At 44.1% G+C, this 22,294-nt stretch carries 17 protein-coding genes and 1 pseudogene; 16 read left to right on the top strand and 2 right to left on the bottom strand.

Annotated features, from left to right (window positions below):
• Nucleotides 1–76 precede the first annotated feature (76 nt).
• The 12 genes from NXH67_RS11065 to NXH67_RS11010 all read left to right on the top strand — a co-directional run bounded on the left by NXH67_RS11065 (nt 77) and on the right by NXH67_RS11010 (nt 15,924).
• Complete coding sequence (locus NXH67_RS11065) at nt 77–1,576, top strand: aminopeptidase (RefSeq protein ID WP_026668523.1); 1,500 nt, start codon at nt 77–79, stop codon at nt 1,574–1,576.
• A 20-nt stretch (nt 1,577–1,596) separates the two neighbouring features.
• On the top strand, nt 1,597–2,562 hold the full coding sequence (locus tag NXH67_RS11060) for a glycosyltransferase family 2 protein (protein WP_272797414.1): 966 nt from the start codon (nt 1,597–1,599) through the stop codon (nt 2,560–2,562).
• A gap of 8 nt (nt 2,563–2,570) precedes the next feature.
• Nucleotides 2,571–3,626, top strand: coding sequence for a tRNA preQ1(34) S-adenosylmethionine ribosyltransferase-isomerase QueA (gene queA / locus NXH67_RS11055; protein WP_022777081.1), 1,056 nt, complete (start codon nt 2,571–2,573; stop codon nt 3,624–3,626).
• A gap of 61 nt (nt 3,627–3,687) precedes the next feature.
• A complete protein-coding gene (locus NXH67_RS11050; RefSeq protein WP_022777082.1) occupies nt 3,688–4,041 on the top strand; it encodes a PilZ domain-containing protein in 354 nt (117 codons plus the stop codon).
• A gap of 92 nt (nt 4,042–4,133) precedes the next feature.
• On the top strand, nt 4,134–5,324 hold the full coding sequence (locus NXH67_RS11045; protein WP_022777083.1) for a nucleotide sugar dehydrogenase: 1,191 nt from the start codon (nt 4,134–4,136) through the stop codon (nt 5,322–5,324).
• 183 nt (nt 5,325–5,507) lie between these two features.
• A complete protein-coding gene (locus NXH67_RS11040) occupies nt 5,508–6,608 on the top strand; it encodes a prephenate dehydrogenase (protein WP_022777084.1) in 1,101 nt (366 codons plus the stop codon).
• Nucleotides 6,609–6,631: 23 nt separating this feature from the next.
• Nucleotides 6,632–7,960, top strand: a complete 1,329-nt coding sequence (gene aroA, locus NXH67_RS11035; protein ID WP_272797413.1) for a 3-phosphoshikimate 1-carboxyvinyltransferase — start codon at nt 6,632–6,634, stop codon at nt 7,958–7,960.
• Between the two features lie 168 nt (nt 7,961–8,128).
• Complete coding sequence (locus NXH67_RS11030; protein WP_022777086.1) at nt 8,129–10,219, top strand: elongation factor G; 2,091 nt, start codon at nt 8,129–8,131, stop codon at nt 10,217–10,219.
• A gap of 133 nt (nt 10,220–10,352) precedes the next feature.
• On the top strand, nt 10,353–12,299 hold the full coding sequence (locus NXH67_RS11025) for an EAL domain-containing protein (RefSeq protein ID WP_272797412.1): 1,947 nt from the start codon (nt 10,353–10,355) through the stop codon (nt 12,297–12,299).
• Between the two features lie 174 nt (nt 12,300–12,473).
• Entirely contained in the window at nt 12,474–13,910 is a 1,437-nt protein-coding gene (locus tag NXH67_RS11020) for a 2-isopropylmalate synthase (protein ID WP_022777088.1), read from the top strand.
• Between the two features lie 10 nt (nt 13,911–13,920).
• Nucleotides 13,921–14,604: a GntR family transcriptional regulator gene (locus NXH67_RS11015; protein ID WP_022777089.1), complete on the top strand. Its 684-nt coding sequence runs from the start codon at nt 13,921–13,923 to the stop codon at nt 14,602–14,604.
• Nucleotides 14,605–14,718: 114 nt separating this feature from the next.
• The gene (locus NXH67_RS11010; protein ID WP_272797411.1) at nt 14,719–15,924 is read left to right on the top strand and encodes an NADP-dependent isocitrate dehydrogenase; all 1,206 of its coding nucleotides are present in this window, start codon (nt 14,719–14,721) and stop codon (nt 15,922–15,924) included.
• 88 nt (nt 15,925–16,012) lie between these two features.
• Here the strand turns inward: NXH67_RS11010 and NXH67_RS18460 are convergent, their stop codons facing one another.
• Both NXH67_RS18460 and NXH67_RS11005 read right to left on the bottom strand, forming a co-directional pair.
• Nucleotides 16,013–16,330 (bottom strand): ABC transporter C-terminal domain-containing protein, encoded by a 318-nt coding sequence (locus NXH67_RS18460; RefSeq protein ID WP_442870187.1) that lies wholly within the window; start codon nt 16,328–16,330, stop codon nt 16,013–16,015.
• A 255-nt stretch (nt 16,331–16,585) separates the two neighbouring features.
• Nucleotides 16,586–18,034: pseudogene (locus NXH67_RS11005) on the bottom strand (ABC-F family ATP-binding cassette domain-containing protein); the annotation flags it as partial.
• 314 nt (nt 18,035–18,348) lie between these two features.
• On the opposite strand from NXH67_RS11005, the gene NXH67_RS11000 reads away from it, so the two are divergent.
• The 4 genes from NXH67_RS11000 to hflC all read left to right on the top strand — a co-directional run bounded on the left by NXH67_RS11000 (nt 18,349) and on the right by hflC (nt 22,180).
• Nucleotides 18,349–18,816, top strand: a complete 468-nt coding sequence (locus NXH67_RS11000) for a CPBP family intramembrane glutamic endopeptidase (RefSeq protein ID WP_035787667.1) — start codon at nt 18,349–18,351, stop codon at nt 18,814–18,816.
• A gap of 54 nt (nt 18,817–18,870) precedes the next feature.
• Entirely contained in the window at nt 18,871–20,226 is a 1,356-nt protein-coding gene (locus NXH67_RS10995) for an NCS2 family permease (RefSeq protein WP_272797450.1), read from the top strand.
• Between the two features lie 83 nt (nt 20,227–20,309).
• Nucleotides 20,310–21,287, top strand: a complete 978-nt coding sequence (gene hflK / locus NXH67_RS10990; RefSeq protein WP_022777094.1) for an FtsH protease activity modulator HflK — start codon at nt 20,310–20,312, stop codon at nt 21,285–21,287.
• 17 nt (nt 21,288–21,304) lie between these two features.
• Nucleotides 21,305–22,180: a protease modulator HflC gene (hflC, locus tag NXH67_RS10985; RefSeq protein WP_022777095.1), complete on the top strand. Its 876-nt coding sequence runs from the start codon at nt 21,305–21,307 to the stop codon at nt 22,178–22,180.
• Nucleotides 22,181–22,294 lie beyond the last annotated feature (114 nt).

Below are 22,294 nucleotides of genomic sequence, written 5' to 3'. Positions count from 1 at the left end.
AACAAAACAGATGTTATAATAGCCATTGCTTACAAGTGAAGCAATGGCTATTTTTTCCAGAAAGGAGCTTTCATATATGAACAGAAAAAATGTATGGACAACATATTCACAGGCACAGCTTAAGGCTTGTGACAAATTTGCAGAAGACTATAAGAAGTTCTTGGACAATTCCAAGACAGAGCGTGAAGCCATCGACGAGATCGTAAACGAGATCGAGGCAGCAGGCTACAGAGAGCTTAACACTCTCATTGGTTCAAAGACCAAGCTTAAAAAGGGAGACAAGGTTTATTCAGTTTGGATGAACAAGTCAATTGCCATGTTCCAGCTGGGATCTGAGCCACTTGAGGCGGGACTTAATATTCTTGGAGCACATATCGATTCTCCAAGACTTGATGTTAAGCAGAACCCTCTTTACGAGGACGGCGGCTTTGCTTATCTTGATACCCACTACTACGGCGGAATCAAGAAATATCAGTATGTTGCAATGCCTCTTGCCATCCACGGTGTGTTTGTTAAGACCGATGGAACAACAGTACAACTCAATGTAGGTGAGGATGAGGATGATCCTGTATTCTTCGTTTCAGATCTTCTTATCCACCTTGCGCAGGATCAGATGGGCAAAAAGGCATCTGAGGTGATCACAGGTGAGGCTCTTGATCTTATCGTTGGTAACAGACCTTTCGTTATCGAGAGCAAGGAAAAAGAGAAGGCCGAGAAGGAAGATGCCAAGCTCTCAGCAGGCGAGAAGTATGCCATCAAGGCCGAGAAGGAAGAGAAGGCTGAGTCAGGCAAGGTTTCAGGTGCTGTAAGACGTGGTATTCTTGCTATCCTTCATGATCTCTACGGTGTAGAGGAAGAGGATTTCATTTCAGCTGAGCTTGAGATCGTACCTGCCGGAAAGAGCAGAGATGCAGGCTTTGACAGATCAATGATCCTTGGCTATGGCCACGACGACAGAGTGTGCGCATTCCCTTCAATGAGAGCGCTCCTTGAGGCTAAGAATCTTAAGAGAACAGGTTGCTGCATCCTTGTTGACAAGGAAGAGATCGGCAGCGTTGGCGCAACAGGTATGAGAAGCAGATTCTTCGAAAATGCCCTTGCAGAGCTTATGAATCTTACAAAGGAAGGCTACAATGATCTGGCTCTGAGAAGATGTCTTGCTAATTCCTGCATGCTTTCTTCTGATGTTAATGCAGGTTTTGATCCTACATATGCATCCTGCTTTGAGAAAAAGAACGCTTCTTTCCTTGGACAGGGTCTTGTATTTAGCAAGTTCACAGGTTCAAGAGGAAAGTCAGGCTCAAATGATGCCAATGCTGAATTCATTGCAGAGATTAGAAGAGCCTTCGAGAAGGATAAGATCGTATATCAGACAGCTGAGCTTGGTAAGGTTGATGTTGGCGGCGGCGGAACTATCGCTTACATTCTTGCCCTCTACGGAATGAATGTTATCGATGCCGGAGTTGCGGTTCTTAACATGCATGCACCTTGGGAAGCTATCAGCAAGGCTGACCTCTTTGAAGCTAAGAGAGGTTATGTTGCATTCCTTCAGAATATTGATTTCAGAAATGAATGATTGAACTTATGAGGGAGAAGATGATTTCAGTACTGCTCTCTGTTTATAACAGAGAGCAGTATTTAAGGAAATGTATAGACAGTGTTCTTGCGCAGAATGCTGATTTTGAACTGATAATTGTAGAGGACGGAAGCACCGATGGTTCCGGGGCTATCTGTGATGAGTATGCCAAAGAGTACTCAAACATAAGAGTTATCCATCAAAAGAATCAGGGAATAAGTGTGGCACGCAATGTGGCACTTGATGAAGCAAAAGGGGATTTCATCATGTTCCTTGACAGTGATGATTATTTGCCGGCGGGGAGTTTTGAGACGCTGTTAAGGCTCCAGGAAGAAAACGACGCTGATTGTGTTGCCGGCAATTATGCCTGCTGCAATGATGATGGTTCTTTCGACAAAGTAATAGATATTCCGGACAAATACAATAACAGACTGCTTACAAACAGAGAAATCTGCGAACTGCTATTGTACTCAGGTGAAACCCATGTGCTTATCGTATCCTGGGGGAAACTTTTTAAAAGAGAGGTTTGGGATAATATCAGGTTCCCTAACGAAGTTGTAAAGAGCGAGGATCAGTTTGTGTTCCCTGCGCTGATGGAAAAAATGCCAAGGTTTTATTATACCAACAAGATTGTATATAACCAGGTGTTTTCCAATAGCAGTATCACAAGAAGTCCGTTTTCAAGAGAACATCTTTTTGATGCTGAAGGTGTTGCTATCGTAATCGGTTATCTCATGGATAAGGGGTATTATGATATTGCACTCTATAAGTTTGGTGTTGGAACGAGAAGGATCATCAACATGAAACGAGTGCTTGAGGACGACGAATCTAAAGCAGAGATTAAGAGGCTGTATAAGGTTTACTGCGACATTGCCAAGAGGCTGTCGCCGCATTTGACTTTTAACAATAAACTAAGGATGGCCCTTTACAGAATAAATATGGATGTTTATGCCCACATCAGAGATCGGATGTGTGATTCAAAGTGAGAAATACTATGAGTGAAAATGAAATGTTAGGACTGTCTACCGCGGATTATTATTTTGATCTTCCGGAAGAACTGATTGCTCAGGATCCCATGGAAAAAAGGGATGAGTGCAGACTGCTGGTTGTTGATAAGGAAACCGGAGAGACAGAACACCACAAATTTAATGAAATTATAAATTACCTTAATCCGGGAGATTGTCTGGTTCTTAATAACACCAAGGTAATCCCTGCAAGGCTTCTCGGACAGAAGGAGGAGACAGGCGCAGCAGTTGAGATTCTGCTTCTTAAGAGAAAAGAAGCTGATGTCTGGGAAACTCTGGTTAAGCCCGGTAAGAAGCTTCGCCCCGGTGCGAGAGTAACCTTTGGAGATGGAATTCTGAAGGCGGAGATTCTTGATATTGTGGATGAAGGCAATCGACTTGTTAAGTTTTACTACGACGGAATATGGGAAGAGGTTTTGGACAGACTTGGTGAGATGCCGCTTCCTCCTTACATTACCCATAAGCTTCAGGACAAGAATATGTATCAGACGGTCTATGCCAAGTATGAGGGATCGGCTGCTGCACCTACTGCCGGACTTCATTTTACAGAGGAACTTCTTAAAAAAATCGAGGACAAGGGTGTTGATCTTGCCTACGTAACTCTTCATGTTGGTCTTGGTACCTTCAGACCCGTTAAGGTTGACAATGTAAAAGAGCATCACATGCACACTGAGTGGTATCAGGTCACCCAGGAGGCTGCCGATAAGATAAACCGAGCCAAAGAAAACGGCCATAAGGTAGTCTGCGTCGGGACAACCAGCTGCAGGACAATAGAGAGTGCAGCTGATGAGAATGGCAGACTTACTGCCTGCAGCGGCGATACTTCGATATTTATCTATCCGGGATATAAGTTTAAGGTCCTTGATAATCTGATCACCAACTTCCATCTTCCTGAGTCAACACTGGTTATGCTGGTATCCGCGCTTGCGGGAAGAGAGCATGTTCTGGCTGCTTACGAGGAGGCCATTAAGGAGAAATACAGATTTTTCTCCTTTGGAGATGCCTGCCTGTTTTACAAAAAGTAAATGCTTTGTTACAATAAAATGGTAACTAAAAACCGTTTATTTTTATGGGGAACATGAGCAGATGGAAGAGAGAAGAAAGAATAAGAGGTTAGAGCTTACCGGAGAACTTATTTTGAATCAGCTTGGCGGAAACGGTGAGGCAAAGACAGCCAGAATAGATATCCATGACTGTTCCAGAGACGGATTGGGTTTTAACTGCAGCAATCAGCTTGTCATAGGTGATAACTATGAGGCTAATCTGACTATCTGGACCAAGGAAGTCCTTCATGTCTTTGTGCAGATAGTAAGAGCTGTTAAGCTTGAGGATACTTTTAACTACGGCGGAATCTTTATCGGAATGCCTGATGCGGACAAGATGCGTATTGAGGTATATGAGACCGTTAAGGATACACTGGAGGCAGAACATAACGCTTAAATTGATTAATATTCCATTATGGAGTAAGATTAGGAGGGCACTTTGTGCCCTCCTATATTTTGCGAATAAGTAATTATGACTAAAGAGAGGTAATGATTTTGAAAATTGCAGTTGTAGGAACCGGCTATGTTGGCCTTTCCAATTCAATTTTACTTTCCCAATACAATGATGTAACAGCAGTTGATGTTATCCCTGAGAAGGTTGAGATGATCAACAACAGGAGATCACCTATTGTTGACAAGGAGATAGAGGAGTATCTTAAGAAGGATTCTTTGAGACTCCATGCCACTCTCAATGCATCTGAGGCTTATGAAGATGCGGACTTTGTAATTGTTTCCACACCCACCAACTATGATGAGAAGATGAACTATTTTGACACATCTTCCGTTCTTAGCGTCATCGATCAGGTCAGAAAAGAGAACCCCGATGCCTATATAGTTATTAAGTCCACTATTCCCGTTGGATATACCCAGGAACTTCTTGAGGAGTATCACACAGATCACATCATGTTCTCACCTGAGTTCCTGAGAGAAGGTCATGCTCTGTATGATAATCTGTATCCGTCAAGAATTATTGTGGGATATGACACCGACAGCGAGGAGGCAAGGGAAAAGGCTGAGCTTTTTGCCGGACTTCTCAAGCAGGGAGCCATCAAGGAGGATGTTCAGGTACTCTTTATGAACTCCACAGAGGCTGAGTGTGTTAAGCTTTTTGCCAACACTTTCCTGGCACTTAGAGTTTCATACTTCAACGAGCTTGATACCTATGCAGAGGTAAGAGGACTTAATACCAGAAATATCATCGATGGTGTCTGCCTTGATCCCAGAATCGGTAATTTCTATAACAATCCTTCCTTTGGCTACGGCGGATATTGCCTTCCCAAGGATACCAAGCAGCTTCTTGCCAATTATGAGGATGTACCCAATAACCTCATTACAGCAATCGTAGATGCCAACAGAACCAGAAAAGATTTCATCGCAGACAGAATCTGGGCACTCAAGCCCAAGAAGGTTGGCGTATACAGGCTTACCATGAAGGCCGGTTCCGATAACTTCAGACAGTCAGCCATCCAGGGCATCATGAAGAGAATCAAGTCCAGAGGTATTGAGTGCGTTGTATACGAACCTACACTCAAGGACGATGATTTCTTTAATTCCAAGGTCGTAAGAGATCTTGACAGCTTCAAGAAAGAATGCGATTTTATCATCGCCAACCGTCTCACTCCTGAGCTTCAGGATGTAGTGGACAAGGTATATACCAGAGACCTGTTCGGCAATGAATAATAAATAAAAATTAGGGGCCTGTCCCCATTAACAAACTGTGAACAGCAATGAATATCGCAAGTCTGTGAAGTTCACAATTTGTTGATGGGGACAGGCCCCTTTCAGTTGAATTTGCTACTTTAAAGTGCTATAGTATAACTTAGAGATACTGAACAATACTGGCTTTTTGGGGGTTATACATAGATGAACGGCGATATATACGGTTTTGTGGGACTTGGGCTTATCGGAGGCTCTATAGCAAGAGCAATCAGGAACAAGGAGCCTGATTCAACGATAATAGCCTACACACCGCACAGAGAGACTGTTGACACTGCCCATGCGGAGGGCGTTGTTGATAAGCCTCTTTATGAGATAGGAGAAGAATTTCGCAGTTGCGATTATATTTTTCTGTGTGCTCCGGTTGAGATCAATAATGAGAACCTGGAGAAACTGGTGCCATACCTGTCTGAGAAGACAACGATCACAGATATTGGCAGCGTTAAGAACAGCATCCATGAGGTGGTCAAAAGACTTGGTCTGGAGGACAGATTTATCGGCGGTCATCCCATGGCCGGCACCGAGAGGATAGGCTTTAACAATTCCAAATCAGAGATACTCAAGAACGCATATTATATCCTGACCAAGACGGATTCAACACAGGAGGAACGTCTGTCAAGATATTACGAACTGGTTCGCATGATAGGAGCTATTCCGCTGGTGGTGCCCTTTGCTCAGCACGATTACATAACAGCGGCGATATCACATGTTCCTCATGTGATATCAGCTTCCCTTGTTAATCTGGTTCATGACAATGATTCAGAGGATGAACTGATGAAGACCATTGCTGCAGGAGGTTTCAAAGATATTACAAGAATATCTTCTTCCTCCCCTGTTATGTGGCAGCAGATCTGTATGACCAATTCCGGCAATGTTTCGGAACTTTTAAGCAAGTACATAGATTCTCTTTGCGATATTAAGAAAGCTATTGATGATCACGACAAGGACAGGCTGTTTGAGTTCTTTTCATCTGCAAGAAGCTACAGAGAGTCCTTTATCGAGACCTCCAGCGGGCCGATCAGGACATCCTATGTGGTCAGAGTTGAGATCGATGACCAGCCGGGACGTCTTGCCAAGGTCGCAACGCTTTTGTCTGATAACGACATTAACATCAAGAATATCGGTATCGTGCACAACAGAGAATATGAGAGAGGTACACTTCGCATCGAACTCCATGACAGGGAGGGACTTGACAGAGCTACCGAGCTGCTTAGGGATAACAGCTACAATATTTATACCAATCATTGACGTATAGCAACAGGAGGATGCATATGATTGCATTGGAAAAAGCGGCAAAACCCTTAAGGGGTGACGTTTTTGTACCGGGAGACAAGTCGATTTCCCACAGAAGTATTATGTTTGGTGCCATATCGGAGGGAACCACCGAGATTACAGGTTTCTTGGAGAGCGCCGACTGCTTGTCAACCATTGATTGTTTCAGAAAAATGGGAATTATTATCGATCATTCCATGAGACCCTCCAATGGAGTTCCGGTTATAACTGTTCACGGCAAGGGACTTGGCGGCCTTAATGCACCTAAGGATACCCTTTACACCGGCAACAGCGGAACTACCACCAGGCTCATGTCAGGAATTCTTGCAGCCCAGCCCTTTGACTGCAATATCACAGGCGACAGTTCCATTGAAAAAAGGCCCATGAACAGAGTTATGAAGCCCCTTAATCAGATGGGGGCAGACATTACTTCTCTTAGAGGTAACGAGTGTTGTCCTCTTCATATTTCGGGAGGCAAGACTCTTAGGGGAATTAATTACAGGAGTCCGATAGCGTCGGCACAGGTTAAGTCGGCAGTCCTTCTTGCGGGATTATATGCAGTGGGAGATACGGTTGTGTATGAACCGGCCCTTTCCAGGAATCATACGGAAATTATGCTGACAGCCTTTGGAGCGGATATTCATAATGAAGTGGCTACAGACGGCTCCGCAGCTGCAATTCTTCATCCCGGAATGCCTCTTCACGGAATTAAGATCAATGTTCCCGGTGATATTTCCTCTGCGGCATATTTCATAGCAGCAGCCCTTGTGGTACCCGGCTCAGAACTTCTTATCAGGAATGTGGGAGTTAACAGCACAAGAGACGGAATTATCAGAGTGCTTGGTCAGATGGGAGCGGATATTACGCTTCTTAATCTTGATGAGTCCCAGGAACCCAAGGCAGATATCCTTGTCAGATACAGTGAGCTCTCCGGAGGAGCAAACGGCAAATTCGAGATAGGAGGCAAGGATATACCGACTATGATAGATGAGCTTCCTGTTGTTGCTGTTATAGCAGCCTGTGCGGATTGTGACACCATTATCAGAGATGCAGCCGAACTTCGCGTCAAGGAGTCCAACAGAATAGATGCCGTTGTTGAGAATCTAAAGGCTATGGGCTGTGACATAGAGGCCACTGAGGACGGAATGATCATACATGGCGGCAAGCCTCTTCACGGAGCTGATATCAAGACCTATAATGACCACAGACTCGCCATGAGCTTTGCCGTCGCAGCGCTTGCGGCGGAGGGAACAACCAGGATTGTGGACGATCGCTGCGCCGGAATTTCATACCCAAGCTTTTTCAAAGATTTGCAGTCTCTGTTATAACGATAATGTTTTAACCACTAGATGTAGTATAAAAATGCTTGTGCAAAACGTCTAAAATACTTGTTTTAGTACATCGTTTTTAGTAGAATATTGTTATGAGATTTTTGGGGGGAAAACTTCATATCTCATGAATAATACCCAAAATATTGCAACTGGAGGACCAAAGATATGAACGTTTATACAACTGACAAGATTAGAAACGTGGTACTGCTCGGACATGGCGGTGCAGGCAAGACAAGTCTCTCTGAGGCAATGGCTTACCTGGCAGGTATTACATCCAGAATGGGGAAAGTAGAAGACGGAAATACTATCAGCGATTTCGATAAGGAAGAGCAGAAGAGACATATTTCCATCAGCACAACAACCATACCGCTTGAGTGGGATGGACACAAGATCAATCTTCTCGACACACCGGGCTTTTTCGATTTTGTCGGTGAGGTGGAAGAGGCTATCAGCGTAGCGGATGCTGCTATCATAGTGGTATCCGGCAAGGCAGGAATTGAAGTTGGAACAGAGAAGGCTTGGGACCTTTGCGAGAAGTACAAGATTCCCCGCATGTTCTTTGTTTCAGACATGGACATCGATGATGTTTCCTACAGACAGGTAGTACAGGATCTTACCGATAAGTATGGTAAGAAGATGGCTCCTTTCAATCTCCCTATTCGTGAGAATGAGAAGTTTGTAGGTTATGTAAATGTAATTCAGGAGAAGGGCTTTAGGTGGCAGGGCAAGGAAGTTGTTGAGATTCCTGTTCCTGAATATAATGAGGCCAACCTCAAGCTTTTCCGTGACACTCTTATTGAGTCCGTAGCTGAGACCTCCGAGGAGTTCATGGAGAGATATTTCGGCGGTGAGACCTTCTCAGAAGCTGAGATCAGAGCCGCTGTTCGTTCTAACGTTTGTGATGGCTCCATCGTTCCTATCGAGATGGGATCCAGCACTCTTTGTCAGGGTATCTATACCCTCCTTGATGATATAGTAAAATATATGCCCAGCCCTGAGAACCGTAAGATGGCAGGCATTAATACCAATACAAATGAGATCTTCGAAGCTGACTTTGATTTTGCTAAGCCTAAGACAGCTTTCGTATTCAAGACCATGATCGATCCTTTCATCGGTAAGTACTCACTTATCAAGGTTCGCTCCGGCGTACTCAAGCCCGATGATCAGATGTACATCGCAGGCAAGGATCAGGATGTGAAACTTGGCAAGCTCTATATTCTTCAGGGCAACAAGGCTACTGAGGTTTCAGAGCTTCATGCAGGAGATCTCGGTGCTCTTCAGAAGCTTGACATTTCTACAGGAGATACACTTTCAACCAAGGCTACTCCTGTACAGTATGCTAAGATGGATATTTCACAGCCATATACCTACATGAGATATCACGCTCAGAACAAGTCCGATATCGACAAGATTGCGCAGTCTCTTGCTAAGCTTTCAGCTGAGGATCAGACTCTTAAGGTTGTCAATGATGCCGAGAATCGCCAGACTCTGCTCTATGGTATGGGCGACATGCACCTTGAGGTTGTTCAAAGCAAGCTCCTTAATGTATACAAGGTTGCCATTGATCTTACCAAGCCCAAGGTTGCTTTCAGAGAGACCATCCGCAAGAATTCCGATGTGGAATACAAGTACAAGAAGCAGACCGGTGGTCACGGACAGTACGGACATGTTAAGATGCGCTTCGAGCCTTCAGGTGATCCCTCGACACCTTATGTATTTGATCAGGTAGTCGTAGGCGGAGCAGTTCCCAAGAACTTCTTCCCTGCAGTTGAGAAGGGTATAAATGAATCTGTTCAGAGAGGACCTCTTGCAGCATATCCCGTAGTTGGCGTTAAGGCTACATTGTATGATGGATCCTATCACCCTGTAGATTCTTCCGAAATGGCCTTCAAGGTTGCAGCATCCGGAGCCTTCAAGAAGGGCTTCATGGAAGCTGGCCCTGTACTTCTTGAGCCAATTGTATCTCTCAAGGTTACCGTGCCCGACAGCTTCACCGGAGACGTTATGGGTGACCTTAACAAGAGAAGAGGTCGTGTGCTCGGAATGAATCCTTCACTTACAGGTAAGCAGGTGATCGAGGCCGAGGTTCCTATGATGGAACTCTACGGATATTGCACACAGCTTCGTTCCATGACAGGAGGAAGCGGTGATTTCGAGTATGAATTTGCAAGATATGAGCAGGCTCCTTCAGATGTTCAGGCTAAGGAAGTTGCAGACAGAGCTGACAAGGTTGCAGCTGCCAACTCTGAGGAATAATTTTACAGTAAGTATCAGCCTCCCGGTATTTTCCGGGAGGCTTTTTTACGATGGGGCTTCCCTGCTTTAAATCTTTAATATTTTTTAATATTCTTTTTGTTATCGATATTTAGTTTTATGTTAATATAAAATTATGGAAAACATTAGATTTGTAGAATACAATTCCATAGGTGAATTTGCGGGACTTCTCATGGCGGGACTCCTGCTTTTTGTCATGTTGTACACCAAGCCTAAGAGAACCTATGTATACAGATATGTCTTCCAGGGAATAATATGGTCAATTGCAGCCATTTTAGTGCAGTTGTCCATCGTCATGGTGGCCAATAATCCGGCAAAGCTGTACAACAGATATCTGTTCATGGGACAGCTCATGGTATTTCTCCTTTTGTATAACGGAATCCTGTTTTACATTTTTTCCTATGTAAACATGATGTCCATTGTCAGAAGAAAGCAGAGAAAAGAGTTCGTGCTTATGTTTGTGGCTCTTACGCTGGTGTACCTGGCAGCCGTCGCCGTTGAGATTGCGTCAAGAGGATTGTATACAGTCAATCTTGATGGAATTGATATAAGCAATTTCACCAGATTTTATTGCAGTGCAGGCATTATCTGTGCGGTCATCTGCTTCAATGCCAGCATAACCAACAGAAAGAATATCTCCAGAGTTATTTGGCATGCGGTATGTCTTTTTGTTCCAATGGATCTGATAATCTTGATATCACAGATAATAGGTGTCGGAATTAATCATACCATTTATTCGGCTACGACCTATGTGCCTATCTTTGCGCTGGGGTATCTGATGTTCCACAGCGTTCCCTATGATGAGGTCACGGGATGTCAGAGTATATATGCTCTGGATGCATTCGTATCCAAAAATACAGGCAGAAAAAAATATTATGTATCTTATCTTATGGTCTTTTTACCCGGAATTGAGGCTGTATCCAATGACGGAAGTGAAGATACGCTCAAGGGAATTGCCATATGCAGAGCAGTGGAAGCCATTTCTCCCCAAATAAGGATGTATAAGATTTCTGACTATAGATATGTGAATATCATCGATACAGACAAGGAAGAGGAATATGAGAACTATTGTCAGCAGCTGAGGGGGATTTTTGATAATGTAAGGGCCAGTACAGATATTCCTTTTAACTATGTGATGGTAAATGCAGAAGCAAAAGCAGAGCTGGAAAATCCTGTTAAGGTGAGACAGTTCTTTGAGTTCCTGGCAGGCAGATATAAGGATCAGAACAGCAGCCATTTCTACATGGCTACCACCATGGACTACGATGAATTTGCCGAGAACTATGAGATCACCACTACGCTGAAGGATATAAGGAATCGCCTTGATCTGATGGATGATAGAGTTCAGGTTTTTGCGCAGCCTATCTACAGCGTTGAGACAGGGAGCTTTAGGGTAGCAGAAGCTCTGATGAGACTCAGAATCGGTGACAGGCTGTTTTCGCCTGACAGATTTATACCTCTGGCAGAAAGGATCGGATGTATCCATGCACTGACCTGTATTATATTGAATAAGGTCTGTGATGCCGTATCTCTTCTGTCTGAGAATTATGATTTCGATGCTATATCCATTAATTGTTCCTCCAAGGAACTGTCCCAAAAGGATATGACAGAGGACCTTATTGAGATTATCGAAAAATATGATATCGATATGGCCAAGATAAGGCTTGAGATAACTGAAAGTGCTATGTTTGAGAACTTTGATATGGCAAAGGATAATATGACTGTTCTTACAAAAGCCGGAATTCAGTTCTATCTTGATGATTTCGGAACAGGATATTCCTCCCTTGAAAGAGTAATGAACTGTCCTTTCAAGACGATCAAGTTTGATAAGACTCTTTTGTACAAGTCTCTTGATGATGATCGTATGGATGATATCGTAACCTATATGATAGAAGTCTTTAAAAAGAACGGATTCATCACTCTGGTGGAAGGTGTTGAGGACGAATGCCAGAATCAGTACAGCGTTGAGAGAGGTTTTGACTATATTCAGGGATATCATTATGCCAAGCCTGAACCTATCGAAGAGATGAGAAAGTATTTCACAAGGAAGAGTAAATTCTGATCTGATATACAAAAATACAATGGAACAAGAGCCTGCGGCTGTCGGATTTTTTCCGTAACCACGGGCTTTTTTAATGTGCTAAAATAGCATTTTCGCCTTCTTGACACGGATGGTATGATTGTATACAATTATACCCAAGGTTATTTGTTGAGTTTTCAAGAGAGGTTTTCAGCTATGCAGGATAATAACACATTCCAGAATCGCCCCGTGACTATGAATGACAAGAATAATCTTCTTCAGATAGAAGAGCACATGTACATTCTTGACGATGTAGTCAAACCTAATGTCTTCAGAAATATGTTTCCTTACGAGGAAGTTCCCAAGATTCCTTTCAACGATAGAATCGTTCCCCACAACATGCCAAAAGATATATGGATAACAGATACCACCTTCCGTGACGGCCAGCAGTCCAGAGCGCCTTATACCACGGAGCAGATTGTTCATATCTATGATATGTTCCATGAACTGGGCGGCCCCAACGGTATGATCCGTCAGAGTGAGTTCTTTTTGTACAGTAAAAGTGACAGAGACGCGGCTCTCAAGTGTATGGAGAGGGGCTATAAGTTCCCGGAGGTAACCAGCTGGATCCGTGCCAGTGAAGAGGACTTCAAATTGGTTAAGGAGATCGGAATGAAGGAGACAGGTATCCTTGTCAGCTGTTCCGACTATCATATTTTCCTGAAACTTAAGATGACGAGAAGACAGGCTTTGGATCATTATCTTAGCATTGTTCGTTCCTGTCTTGAGGAGGGCATCAGCCCAAGATGCCATCTTGAGGATATTACAAGAGCAGATATATACGGCTTCGTTGTTCCCTTCTGTGTGGAGCTTATGAAGCTTAAGGACGAATATAAGATTCCCATTAAGGTGCGTGCATGTGATACAATGGGATACGGTGTCAATTTCTCAGGTGCCGTTATTCCCAGAAGCGTACAGGGAATCATCTATGCCATCAATACCAACGCAGGTGTTCCCAGTGAACTTATTGAATGGCATGGTCATAACGATTTTTACAAGGCTGTTACCAATTCAACCACAGCCTGGATATATGGTTGTTCCTCCGTCAACACATCATTGTTCGGAATCGGAGAGAGAACAGGCAATACGCCTCTTGAAGCCATGGTATTTGAGTACGCACAGCTCAAGGGCACCCTTAACGGCATGAATACCCAGGTTATCACGGATCTTGCCGAGTACTATGAGAAAGAGATAGGATTTACGGTTCCTGCCAACACACCTTTTGTAGGCAAGAACTTCAATGTTACAAGAGCCGGAATCCATGCGGACGGTCTTCTTAAGAACGAGGAGATCTACAATATATTCGACACCGAGAAGTTCCTTAGAAGACCTCCTGTAAGTGCTGTTTCAAATACATCGGGTCTTGCGGGAATAGCCCATTGGATCAACGTTCATTACAAGCTCAGAGATGAACATTCACTTTCCAAGAATTCACCGCTTGTTACAGAGATCAAGAAGTGGGTGGATCAGGAATATGCAGGCGGACGTGTTACGGTTATGACTGATAATGAGCTTGTTAGAGAGATAAACAGGGTTTCTGAGGACTTGGGACTAATTGTAAAAGAAGGGGAGATTCTAGAGGTCTCCAAATGATGAGGTTTTTATGGAAACTAATGATTTAAAGCAGGAAGTAACAGATAAGTATTCCCTTAGAGGCAGAGTTTTTAACAGAATCAGAGAGGATATCCTCAACGGCAAGTACAAGGACCATGAGGAACTCAAGGAAGTGGCTATCGGACAGGAGCTTGGCGTATCAAGAACTCCTGTAAGAGAGGCTTTCAGACAGCTTGAGCTGGAGGGACTTATTCAGATCATTCCAAACCGTGGTGCCTATGTGACCGGAATTAAGGTTAAGGACATCCAGGATATCTATATGATCCGTTCCAAGCTTGAGGGACTGTGTGCAAGATGGGCCTGTGAGAATATTACAAAGGAACAGCTGGAGGAGATGGAGGAGAACATCTATCTGGCTGAGTTTCATGCTGCAAGAGGACATATGGAGCAGATGGCTGAGTTGGATAACAGATTCCACAACATCCTCTATGAGTCATGTAACTCCAAGATGCTGGAGCACCTTCTCAAGGACTATCATCAGTATGTATGGAGAGTGAGACAGAAGACTCTTTCCAGCAGCAGAGGCGCTGTATCCAATGTTGAGCACAAGTTCATTATGGAGGCCATCAGGGAGAACAATCCCGACAAGGCAGAGGAACTGGCCAATCAGCATATGATCAATGCCTATGAGAATATGCTGGATAAGGGACTTCTAGAACTTTATGAGCAGTGATAATATGGGGCAATAAAGAACAGGGACAAGAGTAATTGTGGCATGTCTTGACGTGTCACCGAGTGGAATGGGGACATGTCTTGACGTGTCCCCTTACATATAAGGAGGAGAATTATGAGCAGGATTGCGATGACTACACCCATTGTTGAGATGGACGGAGATGAGATGACAAGAGTCCTTTGGCAGATGATCAAGGACAAGCTGATCCTTCCATATGTTGATCTTAAGACTGAGTATTATGACCTTGGACTTAAGCACAGAGATGACACCGATGATCAGGTTACTGTTGACAGTGCCAACGCCACACTTAAGTACGGCGTTGCAGTTAAGTGTGCTACAATAACTCCCAACAATGAGAGAGTTGAAGAGTACAAGCTCAAGAAGATGTGGAAGAGCCCTAACGGCACAATCAGAGCAATTCTTGACGGAACAGTGTTCAGAACTCCTATTATGGTCAAGGGAATCGAACCTAACGTCAAGACCTGGGAAGCACCCATCACTCTTGCAAGACATGCCTACGGCGACGTATACAAGAATGTTGAGATAAGGGTACCCGGACCCGGCAAGGCCGAGCTGGTATTTACCGGAGCAGACGGAACCGAGATCCGTGAGACTATTCATGAATTCGACGAGCCCGGAATCATACAGGGTGTTCACAACAAGGATTCATCCATCAGAAGCTTTGCAAGAGCCTGCTTTAAGTATGCACTTGCTGAGAAAAAAGAGTTATGGCTTGGAACCAAGGATACCATCAGTAAGACCTACGACAGAAGATTTAGAGAAATCTTCGATGAGATTTTTGAGACAGAGTTTAAGGCTGATTTCGAGAAGGCAGGAATAACATATTTTTACACACTTATAGATGATGCCGTTGCCAGAGTAATGAAGTCTAAAGGCGGTTTTATCTGGGCTTGCAAGAACTATGACGGTGATGTTATGAGTGATATGGTTTCTTCAGCCTTTGGCTCACTTGCTATGATGACTTCCGTGCTTGTTTCTCCTACAGGTGTATATGAGTACGAGGCTGCTCACGGAACAGTTCAGAGACATTATTACAAGTACCTCAAGGGAGAACCCACATCCACCAATCCTGTTGCAACAATTTTTGCCTGGACAGGAGCCCTCAGAAAAAGAGGAGAGCTGGACAATCTGGCTGACCTGTCAGCATTTGCCGATAAGCTTGAGAGAGCAACACTTTCAGTTATCGAATCAGGCCGCATGACAGGAGACCTTGCGCTTATCACAACTCTTCCTAACCCTCAGAAGCTTGGCTCAGAGGAATTCCTTGATGCCATTGCAGAGGCTTACGAGGCCATCTGATAGTTAGAAACGATCAGAAGATAAAAATAACAGTGCAGAGACCGTATTACCGGCGAATCTGCACTGTTTTTTTATTGTTCGTTATTGTTTAATCCATGTCGGAAGAGATGCTTTCCCATTCATCGTAGAGGGCTGAGAGCTTCTCTGAAATCTCTGTCTGCTCGTCGCTGAGCTTACGGAGCTTGGCCAGATCTGTTCCGATGGAAGGATCTGCGAGAGCTTCGTTTATTTCAGAATCACGCTGCTCTAATTTGGCAATTTCATCCTCACATTTCTTAAGAGCTGCTTCCAGCTTTCTCTTTTTGGCCTGGGCCTCCTTCTGGGCCTTCCAGTCCTGGGCGCCGCCGGAGGGCGCTGAAGAAACTGTTGAAGCTGCTGTGGTAGGAGATGAAGTTGTAGCTGCCATGCCCTGGTATTTGTAGCTTGTATCGGTGACAAGGTCTTTGCCGGCAGCAGCGGGGCTTGCAACTGAACCTACGCCTTCGCCGAAGAGTCTTGCATTCTGTTCATCCACATGCTCCAGATAATAGTCGTAGTTGCCGATATAGTTAACCAGCCTTCCGTGGGTAAGATCCAGAATACGTGTGGCGGTTTTGTTGATGAAGTAGCGGTCATGGCTTACATACAGTACTGTGCCTTCATAGCCTGAGACAGCCGATTCCAGAATCTCCTTGCTGGTGATGTCAAGGTGGTTGGTGGGCTCGTCCAGGATAAGGAAGTTGGCGTCAGAGAGCATGAGCTTGGCAAGGCTGACACGTCCCTTCTCACCGCCGGATAGATCTCCGATTCTCTTAAATACATCGTCTCCGGTAAAGAGGAAGGCTGCGAGTGTGTTTCTAATCTCGGTGTTATTTAAGGATGGATAGTCATCCGATATCTCATCGAAAAGAGTCTTCTCATCGTGGAGTACATGGTGTTCCTGATCGTAGTAGCCGATGTGAACCCTGGTTCCCAGCTCAATTTCGCCGGCATCCATTCTTTCAACACCGTTAAGGATCTTGAGAATAGTGGTTTTGCCGGTTCCGTTGTCGCCGATGATGGCAACGTGCTCGCCCTTTTTGATGCTGAAATCAAGTCCGGAGAACAGATGCTCATTGCCAAAGGACTTGGTAAGACCTGTTACCTCCAGCACATCATTGCCGCTTTCGCAATTCGGCTTAAGGGATATTTTCATACGGTCGTCAATATCTATGGGTTTATCGAGAACGTCGATCTTAGCCAGCATTTTTTCGCGGGATTCAGCTCTTTTTATGGATTTCTCCCTGTTGAAGGATTTGAGCTTGGTGATGACCTCCTCCTGATGCTTGATCTCCTGTTGCTGCTTTAAGTAGGCATTCCACTCATTCGCGCGAAGCTGCTCTTTTTTGGCTGCGTAAGCAGAGTAGTTGCCTATAAAGGAGGTGACTTTTTTGTTCTCTACTTCGATGACCTTGTCTGCAATCTTATCAAGGAAATATCTGTCATGGGATACGATAAGTACTGCACCCTTGTAGTTAAGAAGATAGTTCTCCAGCCATCTGATGGAATTCATATCAAGGTGGTTGGTGGGCTCGTCCAGGATGATAAGATCAGGACTCTGTAAAAGGAGCTTACCGAGGGCAACTCGCGTTTTCTGACCTCCCGAGAGAGTTGAGATGCTCTTGTCAAATTCCTCGTCGGTAAATCCGAGACCTCTGGCGACGCCGGTTATCTCGCTTTTCCAGGCGTAACCTGACAGCCTCTGGAACTCATCGTGCATTCTTGCGTAATTCTCCATGTGCTTTTCAAGTTCTTCTCCGGAGAGGATATCCATCATGGTCTCGGCATCTCTGATGTTCTGCTCAAGGTCGATGACATGCCTCTTGACCTCTTTGAGCTCTTCGTAGATGGTGTTGTCGGAATCGATGTTCTGATTCTGGGCAAGATATCCGTAGGTAAGCCCCTTGGAAAAAGTTACCTCGCCCTCATCCGGCGCAAGATCGCCAATAAGAATCTTGATGAGTGTGGTCTTACCGGCACCGTTGATACCGACTATGGCGGTTTTCTCGCCGGCTTCTATATGAAAAGATGCGTTTCTTAAGATGTCTTTGCCATCAAAGGATTTAGTTATATTAACTGCTGAAAGTATCATTTTATATCTCCGTTTTATACCCAATATCAATTTCACATTTTAGCATGAGAGGGAAAATATGTAAAAGCTTATTGACCGAAAAGATTAGCGTATATATAATAAATACGGCGTTTGTCTTTATTTTACTATGAATAATGAAGGAGTCAGTTTTGAAACGTTTATATATTCCGTTTGCGTGGGAACTGCTATTTATTATTGCAACGATACTATTGCCTAAGCAGGCTTTTCATTTATATTTTGTTTTTTACACGGGTTTACTTATCTATTTTTATTATTTTTACAAGCAGTTTTCCTTCCGCAAGTTAGGTAAGAACATGACCAGATTCGTAAGATTCTGGCTTCCGGTGGCGGCCACCTTCTGTGGTCTTGTGCTCGCCAATTATATCAAGAATAATTTAATTCAGGCCAATTTACCGCTGGTTAAGGACGGAACCGTCAGCATCATAACCCATAATGATATTTTGCCGACTGTGTTCTATGCCATCATGATGATAGTCATGAAGCCGGTGGCAGAGGAACTGTTTTTCAGGAAAGCGATCATCAAATTCGGTAGCGATAAGAGGGTATTTGTTATGTGCATAGTGAGCCTTCTTTTATGTGCTGTTACAAGGGCACACGGCCTTTTGGGGATAGGCGAGTGGGTGCTCATGGCGCTGCCGGTGACAATAGCCTATGTGATCAGCAGGAACATCTACATTTCCGTTATGGCACATGTGGCATTTGAGTTCTATGACAATATTTATTCAGTTGTATATGCTATCGGAAGGATTCTTAACAGATGATCATCCGACTTGTATATAGAAACCATTAACGCACAGCGAGGAGAAAAAAGTATGTTGGAGAAGCTATTCAAACTCAAGGAGCACAACACTACAGTCAAAAGAGAGATCCTTGCAGGTCTCACCACATTCCTTACCATGGCCTATATTCTGGCTGTTAACCCTAACATTTTGGGAACCGTCATGAACAGGAATGGTGTATTTGTTGCAACAGCACTGGCATCAGCCATTGCAACCTTTATCATGGCATTTCTTGCCAATTATCCTATCGGACTTTCAGCAGGCCTTGGACTTAACGCTTATTTTGCTTATACAGTCTGCCTCGGAGAGCTGGCTAATGAGGCTGAGCCTTTTAGAATCGCTCTTACAGCAGTTTTTGTTGAAGGTATTATTTTCATCCTTCTTTCATTCTTCAAATTCCGTGAACAGATCATCAATAGCATTCCTCAGAACCTGAAATTCGGTATCTCTGCAGGTATCGGACTTTTCATCGCATTTATCGGAATGCAGAACGCAGGCATCATTGTAAACAGCGATGCTACACTGGTTGATCTCGGAAGCTTCAGAAATCTTGACGTTGTTCTTGCACTTATCGGTGTTATCGTTATCGCAGCACTGGTTCACTATAACGTTAAGGGTGCTGTTCTTATCGGTATCCTTGCAATCTGGATCGTTGGTATGATCCTTCAGGCCTGCGGCATTTATGTTCCTGCTGAGGGAACAAGCCTTTTCCCTTCCTTCGAGGGTGGCCTTGCATTTGATGGCATCAAAGAAACAGCCTTCAAGCTTGATTTTGGATGGGCTGCTTCACATATCATTCAGTTCCTTGCCATCACCTTCAGTTTCCTCTATGTAGATCTGTTTGATACAGTCGGAACAGTAGTAGGTGTTGCCGACAAGGCAGGACTTCTTGATGAGAAGGGCAACCTTCCCAGAGTTGGTAAGGTATTCCTTGCAGATGCTGTTGGTACTACAGCAGGTTCACTTCTTGGTACATCAACAATCACCAGCTTCGTTGAGTCAAGCGCAGGCGTAGCTGCAGGCGGAAGAACAGGACTTACAGCCCTTACAACAGGCGTTATGTTCCTTGTATCCCTGATCCTTAGCCCTATCTTCCTTGCTATACCTTCATTCGCTACATCTCCTGCACTTATCTATGTAGGAATGCTGATGCTTATGAGCATCGGTAAGGTTAAGTTTGACGGAGACATTGCTGATTCTGTAGGTGCATATCTTGCAGTAGTTATGATGCCTCTTGCATATTCAATCGCTACAGGTATCATGTTTGCGGTTATCGCATGGGTTATTCTTAAGGTTGCTACCAAGAAGGCCAAGGATATTTCACCTGTAATGTGGGTAGTATTTGTATTGTTTGCACTGAGAATTGTAGCACTGGTTACTAATTTCCAGTAATCGGTATTACATATATGTAACCATAATTGCCGGCCTGCAGTCATAATATGTGGGCCGGCATAGTTTTTTAAAAGGAGAATATTATGAATAACAATGGTCAGTTTTTTCAGGGGAATTTTAACAACATTCCCAATGGAGGGGGCGGTAAAGGCTCCGCAGCAAAGGGTGTCAAAAGAGGCATCATTATCGGAGCTATCGTTCTCTTTTTACTGCTTTGTCTGGGACAGAGCTTCTATCAGGTAAAAGAGCAGGAGCAGGCAATCCTTACCATGTTCGGTAAGGTAATAAGGGTCGATACCGCAGGACTTTATTTTAAGGTTCCTTTTATCCAGAAGGCTCATCTGGTTGATATGACAACCCATGGCATAGGAATCGGATATGTCATCAAGGACGGTCAGAACATCACGATTGATGATGAGGGAGTTATGATCACCTCCGATTTCAATTTTGTTGATATTGATTTCTACCTTGAGTACAAGGTAAGCGATCCGGTGGCTGCTTTTTATAACACCGAGAATCCGGCAGAGGTCATGAAGAATATGGCTCTTGCCAATATCAGAAATACAGTGGTTAATTACACGGTTGATGATGTTATAACCACAGCCAAGGGACAGATTCAGTCCGAGGTTAAGGAGAAGCTTCAGAAGGAGCTTGCGGACAACAACATAGGCATAACTGTTGTGAACCTGTCAGTTCAGGATGCAGAGCCGCCAACACAGGAAATCGTTCAGGCCTTCAAGTCTGTTGAGACTGCCAAGCAGGGCAAGGAGACAGCTGTTAACAATGCCAAGAAGTATAAGAGTGAGGAGCTTCCCAAGGCAGAGGCAGAGGCTGATAAGATCGTTCAGGACGCAGAGGCTTCCAAGCAGGCAAGAATCGCAGAAGCCGAGGGTCAGGTAGCCCGTTTTAATGAGATGTATGAGCAGTACAAGCTTCAGCCCTATATCACCAAGAAGAGACTTTTCTATGAGACCATGGAGGATGTACTTCCTGATCTCAAGGTTATAATCACTGACGGAAACACAGAGCAGATGCTGCCTCTGGATAGTTTTAACAATTAAGGGAGGCTGAGTATACTATGAAAAAGAATGGAATTATCAAAGCAATTATCATAATAGCTGTAATAGCGGTGATCGGAGTTATCTCCTCCGCAGGTTACGTTGTACATCAGAACGAGTATGTTACCGTAAGAAGATTCGGTAAGATCATAGCCATCGCCACTGAGCCCGGTCTTCACTTCAAGACTCCTTTCGTGGACGATACACAGTCAATCAGTGCCAAGATAGTACTGTATGATATTCCTGCATCTGATGTTATTACCAAGGACAAGAAGTCAATGATCACTGACACTTATGTCCTTTGGAAGGTATCAGAGCCTCTTAAGTACGTGCAGACTCTTAACGCCATCAGCGACAGGGCAGAGGAGAGAATTGAGGCTTCTGTGTACAATGCTACCAAGAATGCCATCTCTTCCATGACTCAGGATGAAGTTATTGAGGCAAGAGGAGAGCAGCTTACATCTCTTATCACTCAGGAAGCCAACTCTGATATGTCAGGCTATGGAATTACCATTGTACAGGCTCAGATCAAGTCTCTGGATCTTCCGGATGACAACAAGCAGGCTGTATATGAGCGTATGATCTCAGAGAGAAATAATATCGCAGCAGCTTATACCGCTGAGGGTGAAGCTGAGGCCCAGAAGATTCACAATGAGACAGATAAGCAGGTAAGGATCATCACAGCTAAGGCTGAGAAGGATGCTGCAGTTCTTGAAGCTGAGGGTGAATCTGCTTATATGGCTACACTTGCCAAGGCCTATGATACAGAGGAAAAGGCTGAGTTCTATAGTTTTATCCGCGGACTTGATACACTTAAGCAGTCACTTAAGGGAGAGAAGACGATAATACTCGACAAGAACTCAGAGCTTGCAAAGATATTGTATGGAAATTTCTGATATTTATAATGATTTTCAAGAATTTATGTGATTAACAGACAGGCGTCAGCGGGCAATAAGGTCCCTACTGATGCCTGTCTGCTTTTGATTTATCTGTCTTTTTAAAGTCTATGT

The organism is Butyrivibrio sp. DSM 10294 (assembly GCF_028539135.1).
In the GTDB taxonomy this organism is placed as follows: Bacteria; Bacillota; Clostridia; order Lachnospirales; family Lachnospiraceae; genus Butyrivibrio.
The sequence above is the reverse complement of the archived record's forward strand: the minus strand, read 5'-3'. Positions and strand labels throughout refer to the sequence as shown.